Below are 17070 nucleotides of genomic sequence, written 5' to 3' on the forward strand. Positions count from 1 at the left end.
GCGATCACCCCTCGAGCATCCCCGTGGCACCAACGTCGAGCCCGTGCCGCTTCGCCAGCCGCACCGCGTCGTCGAGCTCGTCCTGGGCCACGGCGACGGCGTACACGTCCTCGGCCTTCAGGGCCGCCGCCAGATCGGCGTGGGCCGCGCGTACCCGCGCCAGCAGCGCATCGGCGACTTCGCTCATTCCGACCTCCGGATCGTGGACCACCTAGGAAGCACAGCAACTAACCAATTGAAGAACTCTTCAAGAGTAACGGTGGGCAGGTGCCGAGCGGTCCAATCAGCGGGGGTCGGACGGCGTCCGGTCGTCATCCGGCCATCGGTACCAGCACCACCGGGCAGTGGGAGCTGCGCAGCAGGGTGTGCGCGACCGGGCCGAGCTGTGGTCCGAGCCGACTCGTCCTGCGGTGTGCGCCGATGACGACGACCGCCGCTTCGCGGGTGTCGTCGAGCAGGGCCCGGGCCGCTCCCCTGCGGACCGTATGGGTCTCGACGCCGACCTCGGGGTGCTCGTCCCGCAGACGGGCCAGGTCGAAGCGGGGTACGGCGTCCTCGGCCAGGTCGTTCTGGGCGCGTCGGCGCTGGCCAGGACTCGTTCCGGGGATCAGGGAGGGCAGTTCGGGGGTCACGTGGCGGTGGGTCGAGTGCACGACACGCAGCCTGGCACCTCGCCGCTCCGCCTCGCCGAAGGCGTAGGAGGCGGCGTCTGCGTCGGAGTCGTCCTCCAGACCGAGCAGGACGGTGCGCTCGCCGTCGCACGCGTGGTCCCCGCGCACGACGAGCAGGGGGCCGTGCACATGCGCGGCCAGGCGCAGACTCACCGAGCCGGCCAGCAGCGCGGCGACACCGCCGAGGCCGCGTGTGCCGACCACGGTCAGCTCCGAGCCCTCGCTCTCGCGCAGCAGCGCCCGTACGGTGCCGCCCTCCATGGCCTTGACCTCGACGGACAGGTCCGGATGGCGCTCCCTGACGCGTGCGGCGGCCGAGGCGAGGACGGGTTCCGCCTCGTCGCGGTCCGGCACGGCGTGCACGACACGCAGCGCGGCACCACGGCGTGCGGCCTCGTCGGAGGCCCAGTCCAGCGCTCGTACGGCGTTCAGGGAACCGTCGACGCCGACGACCACATGATGGGGAGTCATCTCCCTCTCCCTTCTGCTCCGTGCTCCCGATGCCGCCATACGGCCCCGTCCCTCGCCCTTGCCGCTCATGAGGGGACGTGCAGCCCGTACCGGCTGCGCCCGCCGACGAGTTCACGGCCGGTCACCAGCTCGGGTTCGATGCGGATGAAGACCTCGCTGGGCGACGGCACCCAGGAACGCGGGCCGGTGCGGACCAGTCGCTCGTGCTCGGCCGCGTCGGTGATCACCGTGGCGGAGCCGGTGACGACGACGCTCCAGCCCGAGTGCGCGGCGGCGTCGACCCGGTCGGCCTCGAAGGCGACCACGGAGCCGTCGACCGCGTGGGCCAGTTCGGAGTCGGCGGCGGTGCGCAGCAGCACGGCGCTGTCGTCGTCCAGGCAGAAGTTCACGGGAAGCACCGCGGGCAGGGCCTGACGCGTGTGTACGATCCGGCCGACGGGGACTTCGGCGAGCAGGCGTAGGCACTCCTGTCGTGCGAGTTCGCGGAATCCGTCATTGCGGTACATGAGCCGGCCACTCCTTTCGCCTGTCGCGGCGGTATGCGGTATCCCTCCATCGTTCGCCGTGCAACGACCCACGCCCAGGGCCATCAGGCCCGGTCGCGCCGGACATCAGTCCCTCTTCCTGCCGTGAGCCACCGCGGCCCGACCCGCCTCCAGTCGGGCCGCCGGGATGCGGAACGGCGAGCAGGAGACGTAGTCCAGTCCGGCCCGGTGGAAGAAGTGGATGGAGTCGGGGTCGCCGCCGTGCTCACCGCACACCCCTGTCTCGAGGTGGGGGTTGACCGTGCGTCCCGCCTCCACGGCCAGTTCCACGAGCCTTCCGACGCCCTCCTGGTCGATCGACTCGAACGGGGACACTCCGAAGACTCCCTTCTCCAGATAGAGCGGGAAGAAGGAGGCCTCGGCGTCGTCGCGGGACAGGCCCCAGGTCGTCTGGGTGAGGTCGTTGGTGCCGAAGGAGAAGAAGTCGGCGGCCTCGGCGATGCGTCCGGCGGTGAGGGCGGCGCGGGGCAGTTCGATCATCGTGCCGATCGGGCAGTCGAGGTGTGTGCCGGTCTCCGCCGTGACCTCGGCGAGCACGCGCTCCGCCTCGGCGCGGGCCAGCCGCAGTTCCTCGACCGTGCCGACGAGCGGGATCATGATCTCGGCGTACGGCCGGCCTCCCGCACGCAGGCGGTTCGTGACGGCTTCGGCGACGGCCCGTACCTGCATGGCCATCAGGCCCGGCACGGCAAGACCCAGGCGCACACCGCGCAGGCCGAGCATCGGGTTCTCCTCGTGCATGCGCTCCACGGCACGCAGGACCTGGCGGTCGTGCGGGTCCGGGTGGACCGCTGCGGCCACGCGTACGGCGAGTTCGGTGCGGTCGGGCAGGAACTCGTGCAGCGGCGGGTCCAGCAGCCGGATCGTCACCGGCAGGCCGTCCATCGCCGCCAGCATGCCGATGAAGTCCTCGCGTTGCAGCGGCAGCAGAGCCGCCAGGGCCTCCTCCCGCGCGGCGTCGTCGCGGGCCAGGATCATCGACTCGACAAGCGCCCTGCGTTCGCCGAGGAACATGTGCTCGGTGCGGCACAGGCCGATGCCCTGGGCGCCGAGGGCACGCGCGCGTACCGCGTCCGCGGGGGTGTCGGCGTTCGCCCGCACCTCGAGGCGGCGTACGGAGTCGGCGTGGGCCAGCGCCCCGAGGACGGCTTCGGTGACCGGTCCGGTGCCGGTGCCCGTCTCCAGGGCGCGGCCGACGTCGGAGGCGGTCAGCGGGAGCGCTCCGCGGTGGACGGTGCCCGCGGTGCCGTCGACGGAGACGATGTCGCCCTCGTGCACGACCACGCCCGCTGAAGTGGTGAAGCGGCGGGCGACAGGGTCGACGGTGAGGGCCTCGGCGCCGCACACGCACACCTTGCCCATGCCGCGGGCGACGACCGCCGCGTGGCTGGTCTTGCCGCCGCGGCTGGTGAGCACCGCCTGCGCGGCGATCATGCCGGGCAGGTCGTCCGGGGTGGTCTCCCGGCGGACGAGGACCACGTCATCGCCGGCCGCCGCGCGACGTGCGGCCTCCGTGGAGTCGAAGACGACCGCGCCGACCGCCGCGCCCGGCGAGGCGGGCACGCCGTGGGCGAGGGGCACATCGGCCGGGGTGGTGTCGAAGCGGGGGAACATCAGCCGGGTCAGTTCGGCGCCGTCGACGCGTACCAGGGCCTCGTCCCGGCTGATCGTGCCGTCCGCGCGGAGGTCGTGGGCGATGCGGAAGGCGGCTTCGGCGGTGCGCTTGCCGACGCGGGTCTGGAGGATCCAGAGTTTGCCGCGCTCGACGGTGAACTCGACGTCGCACAGGTCGCGGTAGTGGTCCTCCAGGGTGCGCAGGTGGTCGCCGAGTTCGGCGTAGGTGCGCGGGGCGATGATCGCGAGCTCGCTCAGCGGCAGCGCGTCCCGGACGCCCGCGACGACGTCCTCGCCCTGGGCGTCGGGCAGGTAGTCGCCGTACACGCCGCTCTCGCCGGTGGCGGGATCGCGGGTGAAGGCGACGCCGGTGCCGGAGTCAGGACCGCGGTTGCCGAAGACCATCGCCTGGATGTTGACGGCGGTGCCGAGGTCCTCGGGGATGTGTTCGCGTTGGCGGTAGATGTGGGCGCGTTCGCCGTTCCAGGAGTCGAAGACGGCGCGGATGGCGCGGGCGAGTTGTTCCGCGGGGTCCTGCGGGAAGTCCTCGCCGGTCTCCTCGCGGATGACGTCCTTGAACTCGTCGGTGAGTGCGACGAGTTCACCGGTGTCGAGCTCGTGGTCGCCGACGACCGCCCGTCGCTCCTTGTGGTCGGTGATGGCCTGTTCGAACAGGTCGCCGTCGACGCCCATCACGGTGCGGCCGAACATCTGGATCAGCCTGCGGTAGGAGTCCCAGGCGAAGCGCTCCTGCCCCGAGGCCTTGGCGAGCCCGCCGACCGACATGTCGTTGAGGCCGATGTCGAGGATCGTCTCCATCATGCCCGGCATGGAGAAGCGGGCTCCGGAGCGCACGGAGACCAGCAGGGGGTCGTCGGGCGCCCCGAGCGTACGGCCCATGGCGCGTTCCAGGCCGGCCAGCGAGTGTGCGGCCTCGACGCCGAGCTCGTCCGGTTCCTCGCCCGTTGCCAGGTAGACCTTGCAGGCCTCGGTGGTGACGGTGAAGCCCGGCGGGACGGGCAGGCCGAGCCGGGTCATCTCGGCGAGGCCCGCTCCCTTGCCGCCGAGGAGATCGGCCATGTCACGACTGCCTTCGGCGAATTCGTACACGTACTTGGTGGGCGGGCTCATGCGGTCTGCTCCTCTCACTCGTGAGGGACGACGGCCACGGGGCATCCGACGTGCTGGACGGCGGCGTGGGTGACGGGTCCGGTGCGGGGGCCGGCCGGGCGCTCGGACGTCCGCCGGCCGACGACGAGCAGGCTCGCCCCGGTGGCGGCCCGGACCAGCACGGACCGGGCGCGGCCCTCGGCCACGGTCTCCACCACCTCGACCTCGGGGTATTTGTCCCTCCACACCTTGATAACCGCGTCGAGGAAACCGAGCCATTCGTCGGCCTGCTCGGGGCCGTTCACCAGGCCGATCTCACCCGGTCCGAGCCCCAGGGGCGACGGCTCCTGCCAGGCGTGCACGACGTGCAGCCGGGCGCCGCGCAGCCGGGCCGCCTCGAAGGCGAACTCGATCACCTCGTCGCAGGGGTCGCCGAGGTCGAGGCCCAGGACGACGTCCTGGTAGCCGGTTCGGGTGGAGGGGCTGCCGTCGTCGGCCGGGAGATGCTCGTCCGAGGCCTCCTCCCCCTCGCGGACGAGGACGACCGGCAGCGTGGCCCGTGCGACCACGCCCAGCGCGACCGACCCGACCACGAATCCCGTGAAGCCGCTGAGGCCACGTGACCCGAGCACGAGCAGCTCACCCTGCTCGGCGGCATGCAGAAGGGCGCCGGCCGCGGGTCCCTCGACCTGTTCCGCGTCGACTTCGGCGCCGGGGCACGTACGACGAATACGGTCCTCGGCCTGACGCAGCACACGCCGCTGGGCTGCGGCAGCGGACGGGCCGGCGTCCTTGCGGGGCTGCCGCTGCCAGGCGTGCACGAGACGCAGGGGCCGGTCCCGGCGCGCCGCCTCGCGGGCGGCCCACTCGGCGGCGGCGAGACTCTCGGCGGATCCGTCGACTCCGGCCATGACGGGCGGAAGCATGGCGCGCACCTCCTGTGGTCGGTCTGCTCCTCGGTGCCAGCGTCGTCCTGCGGCTCACCGGCCGATATGGGCCGCCAGGGCTCCGATCCGGGTCCGTCAGGCCCCTGCGTGCGGGCCGGGACGGCGGTGACGCTGGGCTCGCCCGAGCCCCTGGTTCCCCTCTGCGGAAGGCGGAAGGTCATGGAACGAGTGATCATCACCGGCGTCGACCGGTCGGCACACAGCCGCGCCTCGGCCACCGAAGTCGGCGGACCATAGGATCTTGGCTGCTGGGACGACCCCGTTGGGCACATGTGTTCGCCTTCCGGCCGGGCTGCTCAGGCATGATGGTTGAGGTGCCAGTGGCGCCTTTCCGGAGGGAGCGGAAATGGCAGAGGGTCCGGCAGCGGGTCGCAAAGACGTCCCGGCGGCGCCCCAGTTGCGCCTGGACGAACTGCTGGAGGGCCTCCAGGCACAGGTGGCCCAGGTCCGCGCGACCCGGGACCGGGTGCACACGCTCCTGGACGCGGTCCTCGCCATCGGCTCCGATCTCGACCTCGACGTGGTGCTCCGGCGGATCACCGAGTCCGCGGTGGCCCTGGTGGACGCCGAGTACGGCGCCCTGGGAGTGCTCGGCGAGGAAGGGCGCATCAAGCAGTTCATCACCGTCGGCGTGGACGAGGAGACGATCAAGAGGATCGGCCACTACCCCGAGGGCCGGGGCATCCTGGGCCTGCTGATCAGGGAGCCGGAGCCGGTACGCCTCGCCGACCTGGGCACGCACCCCGAATCGGTCGGCTTCCCCGAGGGGCATCCCCCGATGACCACGTTCCTGGGGACACCGGTGCGTGTGCGCGACCGGGTCTTCGGAAACCTGTACCTGACCGACAAGCGGGGTGGGGCGCAGTTCGACGACGAGGACGAGGCGGTGCTGCGGACCCTCGCCGCCGCGGCCGGCGTCGCCATCGACAACGCCCGCCTGTACGAGGACACGCGCCGCAGGGAGCAGTGGCTGGCGGCGAGCAGCGAGCTGACCCGCAGCCTTCTGTCGGGTACCGATCCGAACCGGGTGCTGCATCAGGTGGCCGTCACGGTCCGGGCCCTGGCCGGGGCGGACCTGGTGACGGTGGCGGTGCCGTTGGACAGCGGCGACGAGCTGGTGATCGAGGCCGCCGACGGGGAGGACTCCGAGCAGGTACGCGGGCTGGTGCTGCCGGCCGCCACGCTGGCCGCGAAGGTGTACCACTCGAACGAACGGATCACCAGCGCCGCCCTGTCCCGGGAGCCGCAGGACGGCTGCGGCTCGGCAGGTCAGATCGACCTCGGGCCCGGATTCCTGCTCCCGCTGGGCGGCACCGAGCACGCGCGCGGTGTCCTTCAGGTCGCCAACCTGCCCGGCCGACCGGAGTTCTCCGACGCCACCATGACCCTGATCAGCGGATTCGCCGACCAGGCCGCGCTCGCCCTGGAGATCGCCGAGCACCGGCGCGAGGCCGAGCAGCTGATGGTCCTCTCCGATCGCGACCGTATCGCCCGCGATCTGCACGACCTGGCCATCCAACGGCTGTTCGCCTCCGGGCTGACCTTGAACTCGGTGCTGGGCCGGATCGCCGACCGGCCCGACGCGGCCGAGCGCGTCCAGCGGGTCGTCGACGACCTCGACGACACCATCAAGACCGTACGAGGCACGATCTACGCGCTGCGTGAGCGCGATCGTGACGGGGCGCGGGGCGGGCTGCGGGCCAAGCTGCTGGCGGAGACCGACCAGGCCGCCGAGGCGCTCGGCTTCACCCCCGCCCTGCGGATGACCGGCCTGCTGGACACGGACGTCCCTTCCGAATATGCCGATCACCTCGTGGCCGTTCTGCGCGAGACGCTCTCGAACGCCGCCCGGCACGCACATGCCACCCAGCTGGAGGTCACGGCCGAGACCGACAGCCGCCGGCTCCGGTTGCGGGTCGCTGACAACGGGACGGGCATCGACCCCGCCGTCACCCGGCGCAGCGGCCTCGACAACCTCCGACGCCGCGCGACCGATCTCGGCGGCAGCTTCACCGTCCGGCCGAACGAGCCCAGCGGCACCGTCGCCGAGTGGACGGTGCCGCTGCCGGTGCAGCCGGGGGCCTGAGCCGGGTCACCGGGACAAGGCCCCGCCGACCGCGGCACGCGCGGCCTCGACGGCTTCCCACTCCTCGGTGCCGAGGTTGGCGAGTGCGGCCGGGAAGACGCCGTCCTGTTCCTTGAGGATGTGGTCCCGCAGCAGGGCCATCGCCTCCATCAGGCGATCCGGCCAGGTCGGGTCCGCAGGCGTCGTACCGCCGGCCGCCTCCGCCAGCACCGCCTCGATGCGGCGGTGCTCGGCCTCCAGCGCGGCGATCTGGTCGGGGAAGTCCCCGGCCAGGGCGGGGAACAGGCCGTGCTCCTCGACGTGGGTGTGCGGACCCAGCACCCGCGCGATCTCCTGGGCGACCTCCGCCATCCGCGCCACCCCGTCCTGCTGACGGGCGCGACGGAGATGGCTGATCAGACGGACCACCTCGTCGTGCTCGTGTGTCAGCTCGTCGATCGTCTCCAGGGCCTGGCAGCCGCAGTACTCGCACACAGCTCGTCTCCTTCCTCGCGTTACCGCTCGTCCTTACGCGCCGGTCCGCGCGGTGCGGTGCTCCCTCCGGCGTCCGCTGGGCTGCTTGCGTTCGGCGCCCTCGGTCGCGGCCCGGACTCCGGTGAGGGTGTGGGCCAGCGCGGCGGCGGCCACGATCGCGAGCAGGGCCAGCCCGGCCGCGTACGTCCCGTACCGGCCGTACAGCGAGCCCATCACCAGCGGCGGCAGGAAGCCGCCCAGGCCGCCCGCGGCACCGACCACGCCGGTGACCGAGCCGACCTTGTCGGCCGGGGCCAGCAGCGCCACCAGGGCGAAGGTCGCCCCGCTGCCGGCGCCGAGCGCGGCGGCCATGGCGAGGAACGCGATGGTGCCCACCGGCGCCAGGGCGGGCGTGAACGACTGCACGATCGCCCCGGTCACGACCACGGCCAGTACGGCGGCCAGCACGCGGACCGGGCCCACGCGGTCGGAGAGCCAGCCGCCGACCGGGCGCATCGCCACCGCGAGCAGCACGAACCCGGCCATGCGGTTCGCGGCGTCGGCCTGGGTTAGGCCGTAGCCGGTCTTCAGGTAGGTGGGCAGGTAGACCGAGAAGGCGACGTAGCCGCCGAACGCGACCGCGTACAAGGCGGACGCCTGCCAGGTGATGGGGAGCCGGACGGTGGCGGCCAGGCGGCGGGTGAGCGGCTCGGTCGGCACGGTGCGGCCGGGTGCGTCACGCAGCAGCAGCGCGGCGGTGACGGCGTACACGGCCAGGACGCCGGCCGTGATCAGGAACGGGGTGGACATGCTGTTCGCGTCGACCAGCTTCACCGTGGTCAGGGCGCTGAGGGCGGTGCCGCCCATGCCTGCGCCGAAGACGCCGATGGCGAGACCGCGGCGCTCCGGCGGGAACCAGGCGTTGACCAGCGGCACGCCGACGGCGAACGCGGTGCCGCCGATGCCGAGGAAGAAGCCGCCGACCAGCAGCGCGGCGAGCGAGGAGTGTCCGGCGAGGCCGAGGTAGAGCACCGGCACGATGGTGCCCGCCGAGACGATCGGGAACATGACCCGGCCGCCGAACCGGTCGGTCAGGGCACCGACCGGGATGCGGCCCAGGGAGCCGACCACGACGGGCACCGCGACCAGCAGCGACTGCTCCAACGAGGAAAGGTCGAGGTTGTCCTTGAAGCGCGGCCCGAGGGGGCTGAGCAGCGCCCAGGCCCAGAAGTTCACGGCGAACCCGACCGTGGCCAGGGCCAGCATCCGCCAGGCCTGCCCGGAGACCGGTGCGCCTGACGGCGATCTGCCGTTATGCGACTTCGACTGCTGGACCATGTTGTCCGTCCCCTCCGCTTCGAGGTGGCACTGCGCCACGGGGAGGGTCCGCACGCCGTGGCCCTCGGGGCCGCGGAGCGGCGGAACGCCGTCCCAGAACCACCCTCCGCGTCTGGGCTCACCACGCGCAGGGGCCGTCTGCCCTCTGCCGACGGCCGGACGGTCCCGGGGAGCGGACCCAACCGTCCCTCCTCCCCGTCCCCGGTGCCGCACGGCCGGACCGGTCCGCGCCGATCAAGGGCCGTGATCAGCGGCCCGCACGTCCCGACCGGGTAGGGCCTGTCGGCCCTACCCCGTCACCGCGCCCCCGGGGACCATGGACTGATGTTCCAGAACGACGCCTTTCGCGCACTCGGCCGGCAGGAGTGCCTGCGCCTGCTCGCCGAAGTGCCGGTCGGCCGCGTGGTCTACACCCGGCACGCGCTGCCCGCGGTCCTCCCGATCAACTTCTCCCTGGACACGGACGCCTCCGTGCTGCTGCGCACCTCGCCGGACTCGGACCTCGTGCGCGCCATCGACGGCGTCGTGGTCGCCTTCGAGGCGGACGAGTTCGATGCGGCGACCCGGTCCGGCTGGAGCGTGGTCGTGACCGGAAGGGCGACCGTGGTGACCGATCCCGTCGAACACGAGCGTCTGCTGCACACGGGCCCGACGTCCTGGATGCCGCTGCGGGACGCCGTATTCGTACGGATCGAGTCGGAGATGGCGACCGGACGTGAACTCTCGGACAGGCGAGGTATCACCCGCCCGTAGAGAGCGGCAGGCCCGTAGGGAGCGGCGGGCCGAACCGGTGGTTGGTGCGCTGATGTTCTCAGCCGACGAGCCCGGTCGCCCATACGCCCGTAGATTGGGGAATGCAGGCAGCCGCGCTCGTGGGCCTCTTCTGAGAGCGCGTAATGGCAGCGGACATTGATTTCACCGCGTTCTTCGACGCCACACCAAGCCCGTACCTGGTGCTGGATACGGACCTGGTGATCCGCTACGTCAACCAGGCATACCTGCAGACCACGGGGAGGGCTCGGAACGAGCTGATCGGGTCGTACTTCTTCGACGCGCTGCCGGAAAACCCCCATGCGCCCGACGACACACAGCGCAACCTGTATCGGTCACTGCGCCGGGTGGTGGAGTCCGGGAGACCGGACACCCTGGTGCTGCAGCGATACGACATCCCCGCCCACCAGCATCCGGGAGAGTTCGAAGAGCGCTGGTGGTCCGTGGTCCACACCCCGATTCTCGGGCCCGACGGCACGGTGAAGCGGATCGTGCAGCGGGCCGAGGACGTGACCGGCTTCATCCGCTCGCAGTGGGCAGGCCAGCTCACGGAGGAATTCACCGAGCGGGAGAAGGGCCTGGCGGCCGAGCTGTACGCCCGGGCCCGCGAGCTGCACCACCTCAATGAGGAACTCCGACGGGCCCACGCCCGCGAACGGCAGGTCGCCGTCACGCTGCAAGAAGCCATGCTCTCCGCCCCCGACCTCGACCGCCACACGGACTCGATCGCCGTGCGCTACCAGCCGGCGACCACCTCACTGAACGTCTGCGGTGACTGGTACGACGTCGTGGACCTGCCCCCCGACCGCTACGCCGCGGCGGTCGGAGACGTCGTCGGCCACGGCCTGCATGCCGCGGCCGTCATGGGGATGCTCCGCAGCGCCCTCAGCGCGGCCATCCGCACCACCCCCAGCCCCGCCCAAGCCCTGGAAGTCCTCGGCCTGTACGCCCGCTCCCTGGAGGGCGCCACGGCCGCGACCGCGGTCAAGGTACTCATCGACACCCGCAGCCGAGTGATCATCTACAGCAACGCCGGGCACCCACCGCCCGTCCTGCTCCACCGCGACGGAACCTGCGAACTGCTTGACCAGGCAACCGATCCACCGCTCGGCGCCCGTGTGCACCACGTCCCCCGCCCTCAGGCCGGCCTCCCCTACACCCCCGGGGACACCCTCGTTCTGTACACCGACGGCCTCATCGAGCGCCGCGAAGAAGACATCGACGCCAGCCTGGCCCGCCTGACCACGACCCTGGCCCAAGTCGGCAACTACACCCCCGAACAACTCGCCGACACCCTGCTGAGCCGCCTCGACGTGGCCGACGGCGCCCCTGACGACATCGCCCTCATCGTCATCCGCCTCTAGGCGGGTCCCCTTGCCGCACCTCAGGCCATGAGACGGCCCGTGTGCGAGAGGCGGCGGGCCGCGGCCAGCAGGGCGTGGATCTGCGGACCGACGTGATCGATGTGGCGCACCGGCTTGTTGAAGGGCAGTCGGACGTCCCGGTGGGAGCGGGCGCGTTCCAGGCGCAGGGTCAGGCCGTAGCGGTCGATCCCGACGGGGAGAGCGCGCCTCACACCACTGGCCGGGTACGGGCGGACCAGGCGCAGGAGCAGGGGGACGAGTTCGGGGTGGTCGTCGACGAGGTGCGTCAGCATGCCCGCCTCGCTCGTCGCCAGCGGGTCGAGCTCGGTCGCCTCCAGTTCCTGGAGGGTCACATAGGCGCGTCCGGTGTCGTCCTCCAGCACACACTGCCCGAACTCCATGCAGCTGCTCTCGGTGGACCGCGGGTCGTACGGCGCGGCCAGCAGCCCGGTCAGCGTGACTCGGGCGCGCAGCCGGTCACGTACGGGTGTGGGCGCGATGTCGGTGAGTTCCACCCGGATCGGCACCCGCCCGTCAGGTGGGGAGCCAGGTCCTTCGAACGCCGCGTGCAGATGGACGTGGCCCATGACTCCGGCGCCGTCGAGACGCCGGACTTCGCTGTGCCGCCCGTCGGTCACCACGGTCATCGAGTGGGCGACGGCCAGAATCGAGCGAGCACGCTCGGCGGCTGACGGCGCGGCGGCGCGCAGGCGAATACGGCGCATCCGGATCCTCCCGGAGGTCCAGGTAGTTGACTTAGGTTAGCCTAACCTAAACCCGCACCCGATGGATCACTACGCGCCGACCGCGGCCTCCCAGTGATCGGTACCGCAACAGGGCGGCGACGCGGGCGACCGTGGACTTGGCGCAACCACGGATGTCCTCCGACAGGTACGGCTGCGCAGGGCCGTCGCCCGGCAAGTGCCGGACGGCCGGCTGGAGAAGCGTGGGCCGAAGAGAGCCAGGACGCAGGACACGCACCGGCGCCGCCCCCTCGCTCTCCGGCGGGGTGGGCCCAGGCATGCCTGACGTTGACACCTATCGGCTCGGGACGTTGACTTGCGGGACGGCGCAGGGCCGGGAAGGGCGAGGTCGACCGGGTCGCCGGAAGCCTGCGGCAGGCCGTCGAGAAGGCGAACGGCGTCTTCGGGCGGTGCCCCACCCTCATGGAAGCGGTGCACACGACGATGTACGACCAGACACGCGCCCAGCAGCCCGCGGACCGGCCCTCGGGCCCCGCCGGACGCCGTACCACGGGCCCGGAGCCGCTGCTCCCCTCCGACGAACGGGAGGAAATCGTGCGCTGCCTCGGACATGCCGTCAACATCTTCCCGGACAGCCCGCGCGAGGCTCTGGAAGAGGCAGAGGGCGCGTTCGACGAAGCCACGGCCCAGCTCGCGAACGCCCTTGCCGAGCGACGGCGGGCCCTCCGCGCGGGCTGGGCGGAGCTGGCTCCCGAGACACAGTCCACCGAACTCCGGCTCGCACTGCGGGAGTACCGGGAGCTCACCGGACGACTGCTGCGCGCGTAGGCGCCGGACGGTAAACCGCGCATCAAACAAGAAGACAGTTGTGGTTGCCAAAAGGGTTCCTTTTCCGGCGGGTTGATCATCACGGCGGCGCCGCCGTGTTCGCCCACTACTCGAAACATCGCCGGCCCGGGACCTCCGCGAGTTCGAGGGATGCCACGTCCGGCCGCGAAGTGCGGCCGGACGTGTGACCGGACCGGGCGCCGCGCGCCGTACGCGCTGTGCCTGCCGCTGGCGGGGACGGGGGAGTTGTCCGCCCGGCAGGCACGGAAATGCGGTCGTGCGGATGGGCATCTGCGGTTCGATCGACACCCAGCATGCAGCGGAGCAAGCACGCGGCCACCGGCCGACCGGGTCCCACCACCGGGACCATTGGGCCCTATCGGGACCGGCGAAGTTGGGCCGGAAGGTCGTACGGCAAGGACCGCAGGCCCCAGGTGCGGCCGAGGGCGTGACCCCTAGCTTTCTGGCCATGGAGAACGATCAGAAGGCACCGCGTCGGGCGCCGCGCGCCGGGGAAGACTGGCCGCTGGCCGCCCGCAGGCTCCTCACCCGCGGCGAGGTGTCCGCGGACGGTCGCGCCGTGTTCGGCACGGGCGACCCGCGGTGGGAGGGCTTCTACCGCGACCGGTGGGCCCACGACAAGGTCGTGCGGTCCACGCACGGCGTGAACTGCACGGGCTCGTGCTCGTGGATGGTGTACGTCAAGGACGGCATCATCACCTGGGAGCACCAGGCCACCGACTACCCGTCGATCGGCGCGGACTGCCCCGAGTACGAGCCCCGGGGATGCCCGCGCGGTGCGTCGTTCTCCTGGTACACCTACTCCCCCGGCCGGGTCCGCTACCCGTACGTCCGCGGCACCCTGCTGAAGCTGTGGCGCGAGGCCCGCCGGCGCCTCGGCGACCCGGTGGCGGCCTGGGCCGAGATCACCGGCGACCCGGCGAAGGCCCGCGCCTACAAGCGGGCCCGCGGCAAGGGCGGCCTGGTGCGCGCGGACTGGGACGAGGTGTCCGAGCTGGTCGCCGCCGCCCATGTGCACACCATCAAGGCGTACGGCCCCGACCGCGTCGCCGGTTTCTCCCCGATCCCGGCGATGTCGATGGCGTCGTTCGCGGCGGGCGCCCGCTTCATGTCGCTGATCGGCGGGACGCTGCTGTCGTTCTACGACTGGTACGCCGACCTGCCCGTCGCCTCGCCGCAGGTCTTCGGCGACCAGACGGACGTCCCCGAGGCCGCCGACTGGTGGAACGCGGGCTATCTGATCATGTGGGGTTCGAACATCCCCGTCACCCGCACCCCGGACGCCCACTTCCTCACCGAGACCCGCTACAACGGCACCAAGGTGGTCGCGGTCAGCCCCGACTACGCCGACAACGTCAAGCACGCCGACGAGTGGATGTCCCCGCACCCGGGCACCGACGGCGCGCTGGCGATGGCCATGGGCCATGTGATCCTGCGCGAGTTCCTGGTCGACCGCGAAGTGCCGTACTTCCGGGACTATCTGCGCAAGTTCACCGACGCTCCGTTCCTGGTCGCCCTGCGCGAGAACGACCACGGACTCGTCCCCGACGGGTTCCTGACCGCGGCGGACCTGGGGCGCGACACGGAGCACGCCGAGTCCAAGACGGTGCTCCTCGACGCGGCCACCGGGCAACCGGTCGTGCCGAACGGCTCGCTCGGCTTCCGCTGGGGGGAAGCGGAGCCGGGCCGCTGGAACCTCGATCTGGGCAGCACCGTCCCCGAGTTGAGCCTGCTGGAGAGCGCGGAGGAGACGGTGGCCGTGGCCCTGCCCCGCTTCGACGAGGGCGGCACGGAGGGCGGCTCGGTCATGGTGCGCGGGGTGCCGGTGCGGAGGGTCGCCGGGCGCCTGGTCACCACGGTCTTCGATCTGATGCTGGCGCAATACGGTGTTCGGCGGCCTGGTCTGCCGGGCAACTGGCCGACGTCGTACGAGGACGCGGCCGAGCCGTACACCCCGGCCTGGCAGGAGACGATCACCTCGGTCCCGGCCGAGCAGGCCGCGCGGATCGCGCGGGAGTTCGCCCGCAACGCCGAGCGGACCAAGGGGCGGTCGATGATCGCCCTCGGGGCGGGCACCAACCACTGGTTCCACTCGGACACCATCTACCGCGCGTTCCTGGCCCTGCTCACCATGACCGGCTGCCAGGGCGTCAACGGCGGCGGCTGGGCGCACTACGTCGGCCAGGAGAAGATCCGCCCGGTCACCGGGCTCCAGCACCTCGCCTTCGCCTTCGACTGGCAGCGCCCCACGCGGCACATGGCGGGCACCTCGTACTGGTACCTGAACTCCGACCAGTGGCGCTACGAGGCGTTCGGTCCGGAGGAGCTGGCCTCCCCGCTCGGTGCGGGGCGGTTCGAGGGTAAGGGCTTCGCGGACTGTCTGGCGCAGGCGATACGTCTGGGCTGGACACCCGGCCACCCCGGGTTCAACCGCAACCCGCTCGACCTGACGGACGAGGCGAAGGCGGCGGGCCGGCCGGTCGCCGAGCACATCGTCGACGAACTGAGGTCGGGGCGGCTGAAGTTCGCCGCCGAGGATCCCGACGACCCGGCGAACTTCCCTCGTGTCCTGACCGTGTGGCGGGCGAACCTGCTCGGTTCCTCGGGCAAGGGCAACGAGTACTTCCTGCGGCACCTGCTGGGCACGGACGCGGCGGTCCGCTCCGAGGAGACCCCTCCCGAGGGGCGTCCGAAGGACGTGGTGTGGCGGGAGGAGGCGCCCGAGGGCAAGCTCGATCTGCTGGTCGACGTGGACTTCCGGATGACCTCGACCGGTCTGCTCTCCGACGTGGTCCTGCCGGCCGCGACCTGGTACGAGAAGGACGACCTGTCCAGCACGGACATGCACCCCTTCGTGCACGCCTTCACGCCGGCCATCGCCCCGCCCTGGCAGGCCCGCACGGACTACGACACGTTCCTGACCCTCGCCGACCGGTTCAGCGAGCTCGCCGCCGAGCACCTCGGCACCCGCACCGACGTCCTCGCCGTGCCCCTGCTGCACGACACGCCGGACGAACTCGCCCAGCCGGGCGGTGTCGTACGGGACTGGAGGACCGGTGAGTGCGAGCCGGTGCCCGGCAAGAACATGCCGAAGCTGGTCGTCATCGAGCGGGACTACGGCGCGACCGCGCAGAAGATGCGCGCCGTCGGACCGCTGCTGGACACCCTGGGGACCACCACGAAGGGCGTCACCGTCCACCCGGCCCAGGAGCTGGACGAGCTGCGGCGGCGCTGCGGCACCGTCCGCGACGGCATCGCCGCGGGCCGCCCGTCCCTGGCCACCGCCAACGACATGTGCGAGGCGATCCTGGCACTGTCCGGCACCACCAACGGCCGTCTGGCCATGGAGGGTTTCCGCGAGCTGGAGCGGCAGACCGGCAGCGAGGGCCTGGTGGAGCTGGCGTCCGAGCGGGAGGCGGAGCGGATCACGTTCGCCGACACGCGCACCCAGCCGCGCGCCGTGATGACGTCGTACGAGTGGTCGGGCAGCGAGACGGGTGGCCGCCGCTACTCGCCGTTCGTCATCAACACCGAGCACCTCAAGCCCTGGCACACCCTCACCGGCCGCCAGCACTTCTTCGTCCAGCACGACTGGATGACGGAACTCGGCGAGCAACTTCCCGTCTACCGGCCCCCGTTGAACACGCCCAGGCACTACGGCGACGAGCACCTGCACGAGGACGGCCGGGCGGAGGTCACGGTCCGCTACCTCACCCCGCACTCCAAGTGGTCCATCCACTCGAACTACCAGGACAACAAGTTCATGCTCGATCTGTCCCGCGGCGGCCCGACGATCTGGATGTCGACCGTCGACGCCGAGAAGATCGGCGTGAGGGACAACGAGTGGATCGAGGCGTACAACCGGAACGGCGTCGTCGCCGCCCGCGCGGTGGTCACGCACCGGATGCCCGAGGGCACGGTGTACATGTACCACGCCCAGGACCGCAACGTGAACGTCCCGAGGACCGAGGTCAGCGGCAGGCGCGGCGGCATCCACAACTCGCTGACGAGGCTGCTGCTCAAGCCCACCCATCTCGCGGGCGGCTACGCCCAGTTCACCTACGCCTTCAACTACTACGGCCCGACCGGCAACCAGCGCGACGAGGTCACCGTCATCCGCCGCCGCAGCCAGCAAGTGGAGTACTGA

The 17070-nt window shown here is 71.6% G+C and carries 13 protein-coding genes; 5 read left to right on the forward strand and 8 right to left on the reverse strand.

From position 1 onward, the window contains the following. Positions 1-4 precede the first annotated feature (4 nt). The 5 genes from CP983_RS01270 to CP983_RS01290 form a co-directional block, all read right to left on the reverse strand. The gene (locus CP983_RS01270; protein ID WP_030949972.1) at positions 5-187 is read right to left on the reverse strand and encodes a hypothetical protein; all 183 of its coding nucleotides are present in this window, start codon (positions 185-187) and stop codon (positions 5-7) included. Positions 188-311: 124 nt separating this feature from the next. Next, positions 312-1142, reverse strand: a complete 831-nt coding sequence (locus CP983_RS01275) for a universal stress protein (RefSeq protein ID WP_189748406.1) — start codon at positions 1140-1142, stop codon at positions 312-314. A 65-nt stretch (positions 1143-1207) separates the two neighbouring features. After that, positions 1208-1648, reverse strand: coding sequence for a pyridoxamine 5'-phosphate oxidase family protein (locus CP983_RS01280; RefSeq protein ID WP_150498174.1), 441 nt, complete (start codon positions 1646-1648; stop codon positions 1208-1210). A gap of 105 nt (positions 1649-1753) precedes the next feature. Continuing rightward, positions 1754-4432, reverse strand: coding sequence for a pyruvate, phosphate dikinase (ppdK, locus tag CP983_RS01285; RefSeq protein WP_150498175.1), 2679 nt, complete (start codon positions 4430-4432; stop codon positions 1754-1756). A 14-nt stretch (positions 4433-4446) separates the two neighbouring features. Further along, complete coding sequence (locus tag CP983_RS01290; protein WP_150498176.1) at positions 4447-5337, reverse strand: universal stress protein; 891 nt, start codon at positions 5335-5337, stop codon at positions 4447-4449. A gap of 367 nt (positions 5338-5704) precedes the next feature. On the opposite strand from CP983_RS01290, the gene CP983_RS01295 reads away from it, so the two are divergent. Then, positions 5705-7444: a GAF domain-containing sensor histidine kinase gene (locus CP983_RS01295; protein WP_167537629.1), complete on the forward strand. Its 1740-nt coding sequence runs from the start codon at positions 5705-5707 to the stop codon at positions 7442-7444. 6 nt (positions 7445-7450) lie between these two features. Here the strand turns inward: CP983_RS01295 and CP983_RS01300 are convergent, their stop codons facing one another. Both CP983_RS01300 and CP983_RS01305 read right to left on the reverse strand, forming a co-directional pair. Then, positions 7451-7918 carry a hemerythrin domain-containing protein gene (locus tag CP983_RS01300; protein WP_150498177.1) on the reverse strand — a complete coding sequence of 156 codons (468 nt, stop codon included), beginning with the start codon at positions 7916-7918 and terminating at the stop codon, positions 7451-7453. Between the two features lie 33 nt (positions 7919-7951). Further along, positions 7952-9235, reverse strand: coding sequence for a nitrate/nitrite transporter (locus tag CP983_RS01305; protein WP_150506305.1), 1284 nt, complete (start codon positions 9233-9235; stop codon positions 7952-7954). A gap of 324 nt (positions 9236-9559) precedes the next feature. Between CP983_RS01305 and CP983_RS01310 the strand changes: the two genes are divergently transcribed. Both CP983_RS01310 and CP983_RS01315 read left to right on the forward strand, forming a co-directional pair. After that, positions 9560-9988 carry a pyridoxamine 5'-phosphate oxidase family protein gene (locus CP983_RS01310; protein WP_150498178.1) on the forward strand — a complete coding sequence of 143 codons (429 nt, stop codon included), beginning with the start codon at positions 9560-9562 and terminating at the stop codon, positions 9986-9988. 143 nt (positions 9989-10131) lie between these two features. After that, positions 10132-11370, forward strand: coding sequence for a PP2C family protein-serine/threonine phosphatase (locus CP983_RS01315; protein ID WP_150498179.1), 1239 nt, complete (start codon positions 10132-10134; stop codon positions 11368-11370). A 20-nt stretch (positions 11371-11390) separates the two neighbouring features. On the opposite strand, the gene CP983_RS01320 is transcribed toward CP983_RS01315, so the two are convergent. Continuing rightward, positions 11391-12095, reverse strand: a complete 705-nt coding sequence (locus CP983_RS01320; protein ID WP_150498180.1) for a DUF2470 domain-containing protein — start codon at positions 12093-12095, stop codon at positions 11391-11393. Between the two features lie 462 nt (positions 12096-12557). Here CP983_RS01320 and CP983_RS01325 point away from each other — a divergent pair, with 462 nt between their 5' ends. Together CP983_RS01325 and CP983_RS01330 are read left to right on the forward strand one after the other, a co-directional pair. Continuing rightward, positions 12558-12902, forward strand: coding sequence for a hypothetical protein (locus tag CP983_RS01325; protein ID WP_150506307.1), 345 nt, complete (start codon positions 12558-12560; stop codon positions 12900-12902). 469 nt (positions 12903-13371) lie between these two features. Beyond that, positions 13372-17070, forward strand: coding sequence for a nitrate reductase subunit alpha (locus tag CP983_RS01330; RefSeq protein WP_150498181.1), 3699 nt, complete (start codon positions 13372-13374; stop codon positions 17068-17070).

Origin of the sequence: Streptomyces chartreusis (assembly GCF_008704715.1) — a bacterium.
In the GTDB taxonomy this organism is placed as follows: domain Bacteria; phylum Actinomycetota; class Actinomycetes; order Streptomycetales; family Streptomycetaceae; genus Streptomyces; species Streptomyces chartreusis.

Coding starts and splice junctions, on each gene's coding strand:
- CP983_RS01295 (WP_167537629.1), top strand. CDS start 5,705: ATGGCAGAGGGTCCGGCAGCGGGTCGCAAAGACGTCCCGGCGGCGCCC.
- CP983_RS01270 (WP_030949972.1), bottom strand. CDS start 187: ATGAGCGAAGTCGCCGATGCGCTGCTGGCGCGGGTACGCGCGGCCCAC.
- CP983_RS01310 (WP_150498178.1), top strand. CDS start 9,560: ATGTTCCAGAACGACGCCTTTCGCGCACTCGGCCGGCAGGAGTGCCTG.
- CP983_RS01275 (WP_189748406.1), bottom strand. CDS start 1,142: ATGACTCCCCATCATGTGGTCGTCGGCGTCGACGGTTCCCTGAACGCC.
- CP983_RS01330 (WP_150498181.1), top strand. CDS start 13,372: ATGGAGAACGATCAGAAGGCACCGCGTCGGGCGCCGCGCGCCGGGGAA.
- ppdK (WP_150498175.1), bottom strand. CDS start 4,432: ATGAGCCCGCCCACCAAGTACGTGTACGAATTCGCCGAAGGCAGTCGT.
- CP983_RS01305 (WP_150506305.1), bottom strand. CDS start 9,235: ATGGTCCAGCAGTCGAAGTCGCATAACGGCAGATCGCCGTCAGGCGCA.
- CP983_RS01280 (WP_150498174.1), bottom strand. CDS start 1,648: ATGTACCGCAATGACGGATTCCGCGAACTCGCACGACAGGAGTGCCTA.
- CP983_RS01325 (WP_150506307.1), top strand. CDS start 12,558: ATGTACGACCAGACACGCGCCCAGCAGCCCGCGGACCGGCCCTCGGGC.
- CP983_RS01290 (WP_150498176.1), bottom strand. CDS start 5,337: ATGCTTCCGCCCGTCATGGCCGGAGTCGACGGATCCGCCGAGAGTCTC.
- CP983_RS01320 (WP_150498180.1), bottom strand. CDS start 12,095: ATGCGCCGTATTCGCCTGCGCGCCGCCGCGCCGTCAGCCGCCGAGCGT.
- CP983_RS01315 (WP_150498179.1), top strand. CDS start 10,132: ATGGCAGCGGACATTGATTTCACCGCGTTCTTCGACGCCACACCAAGC.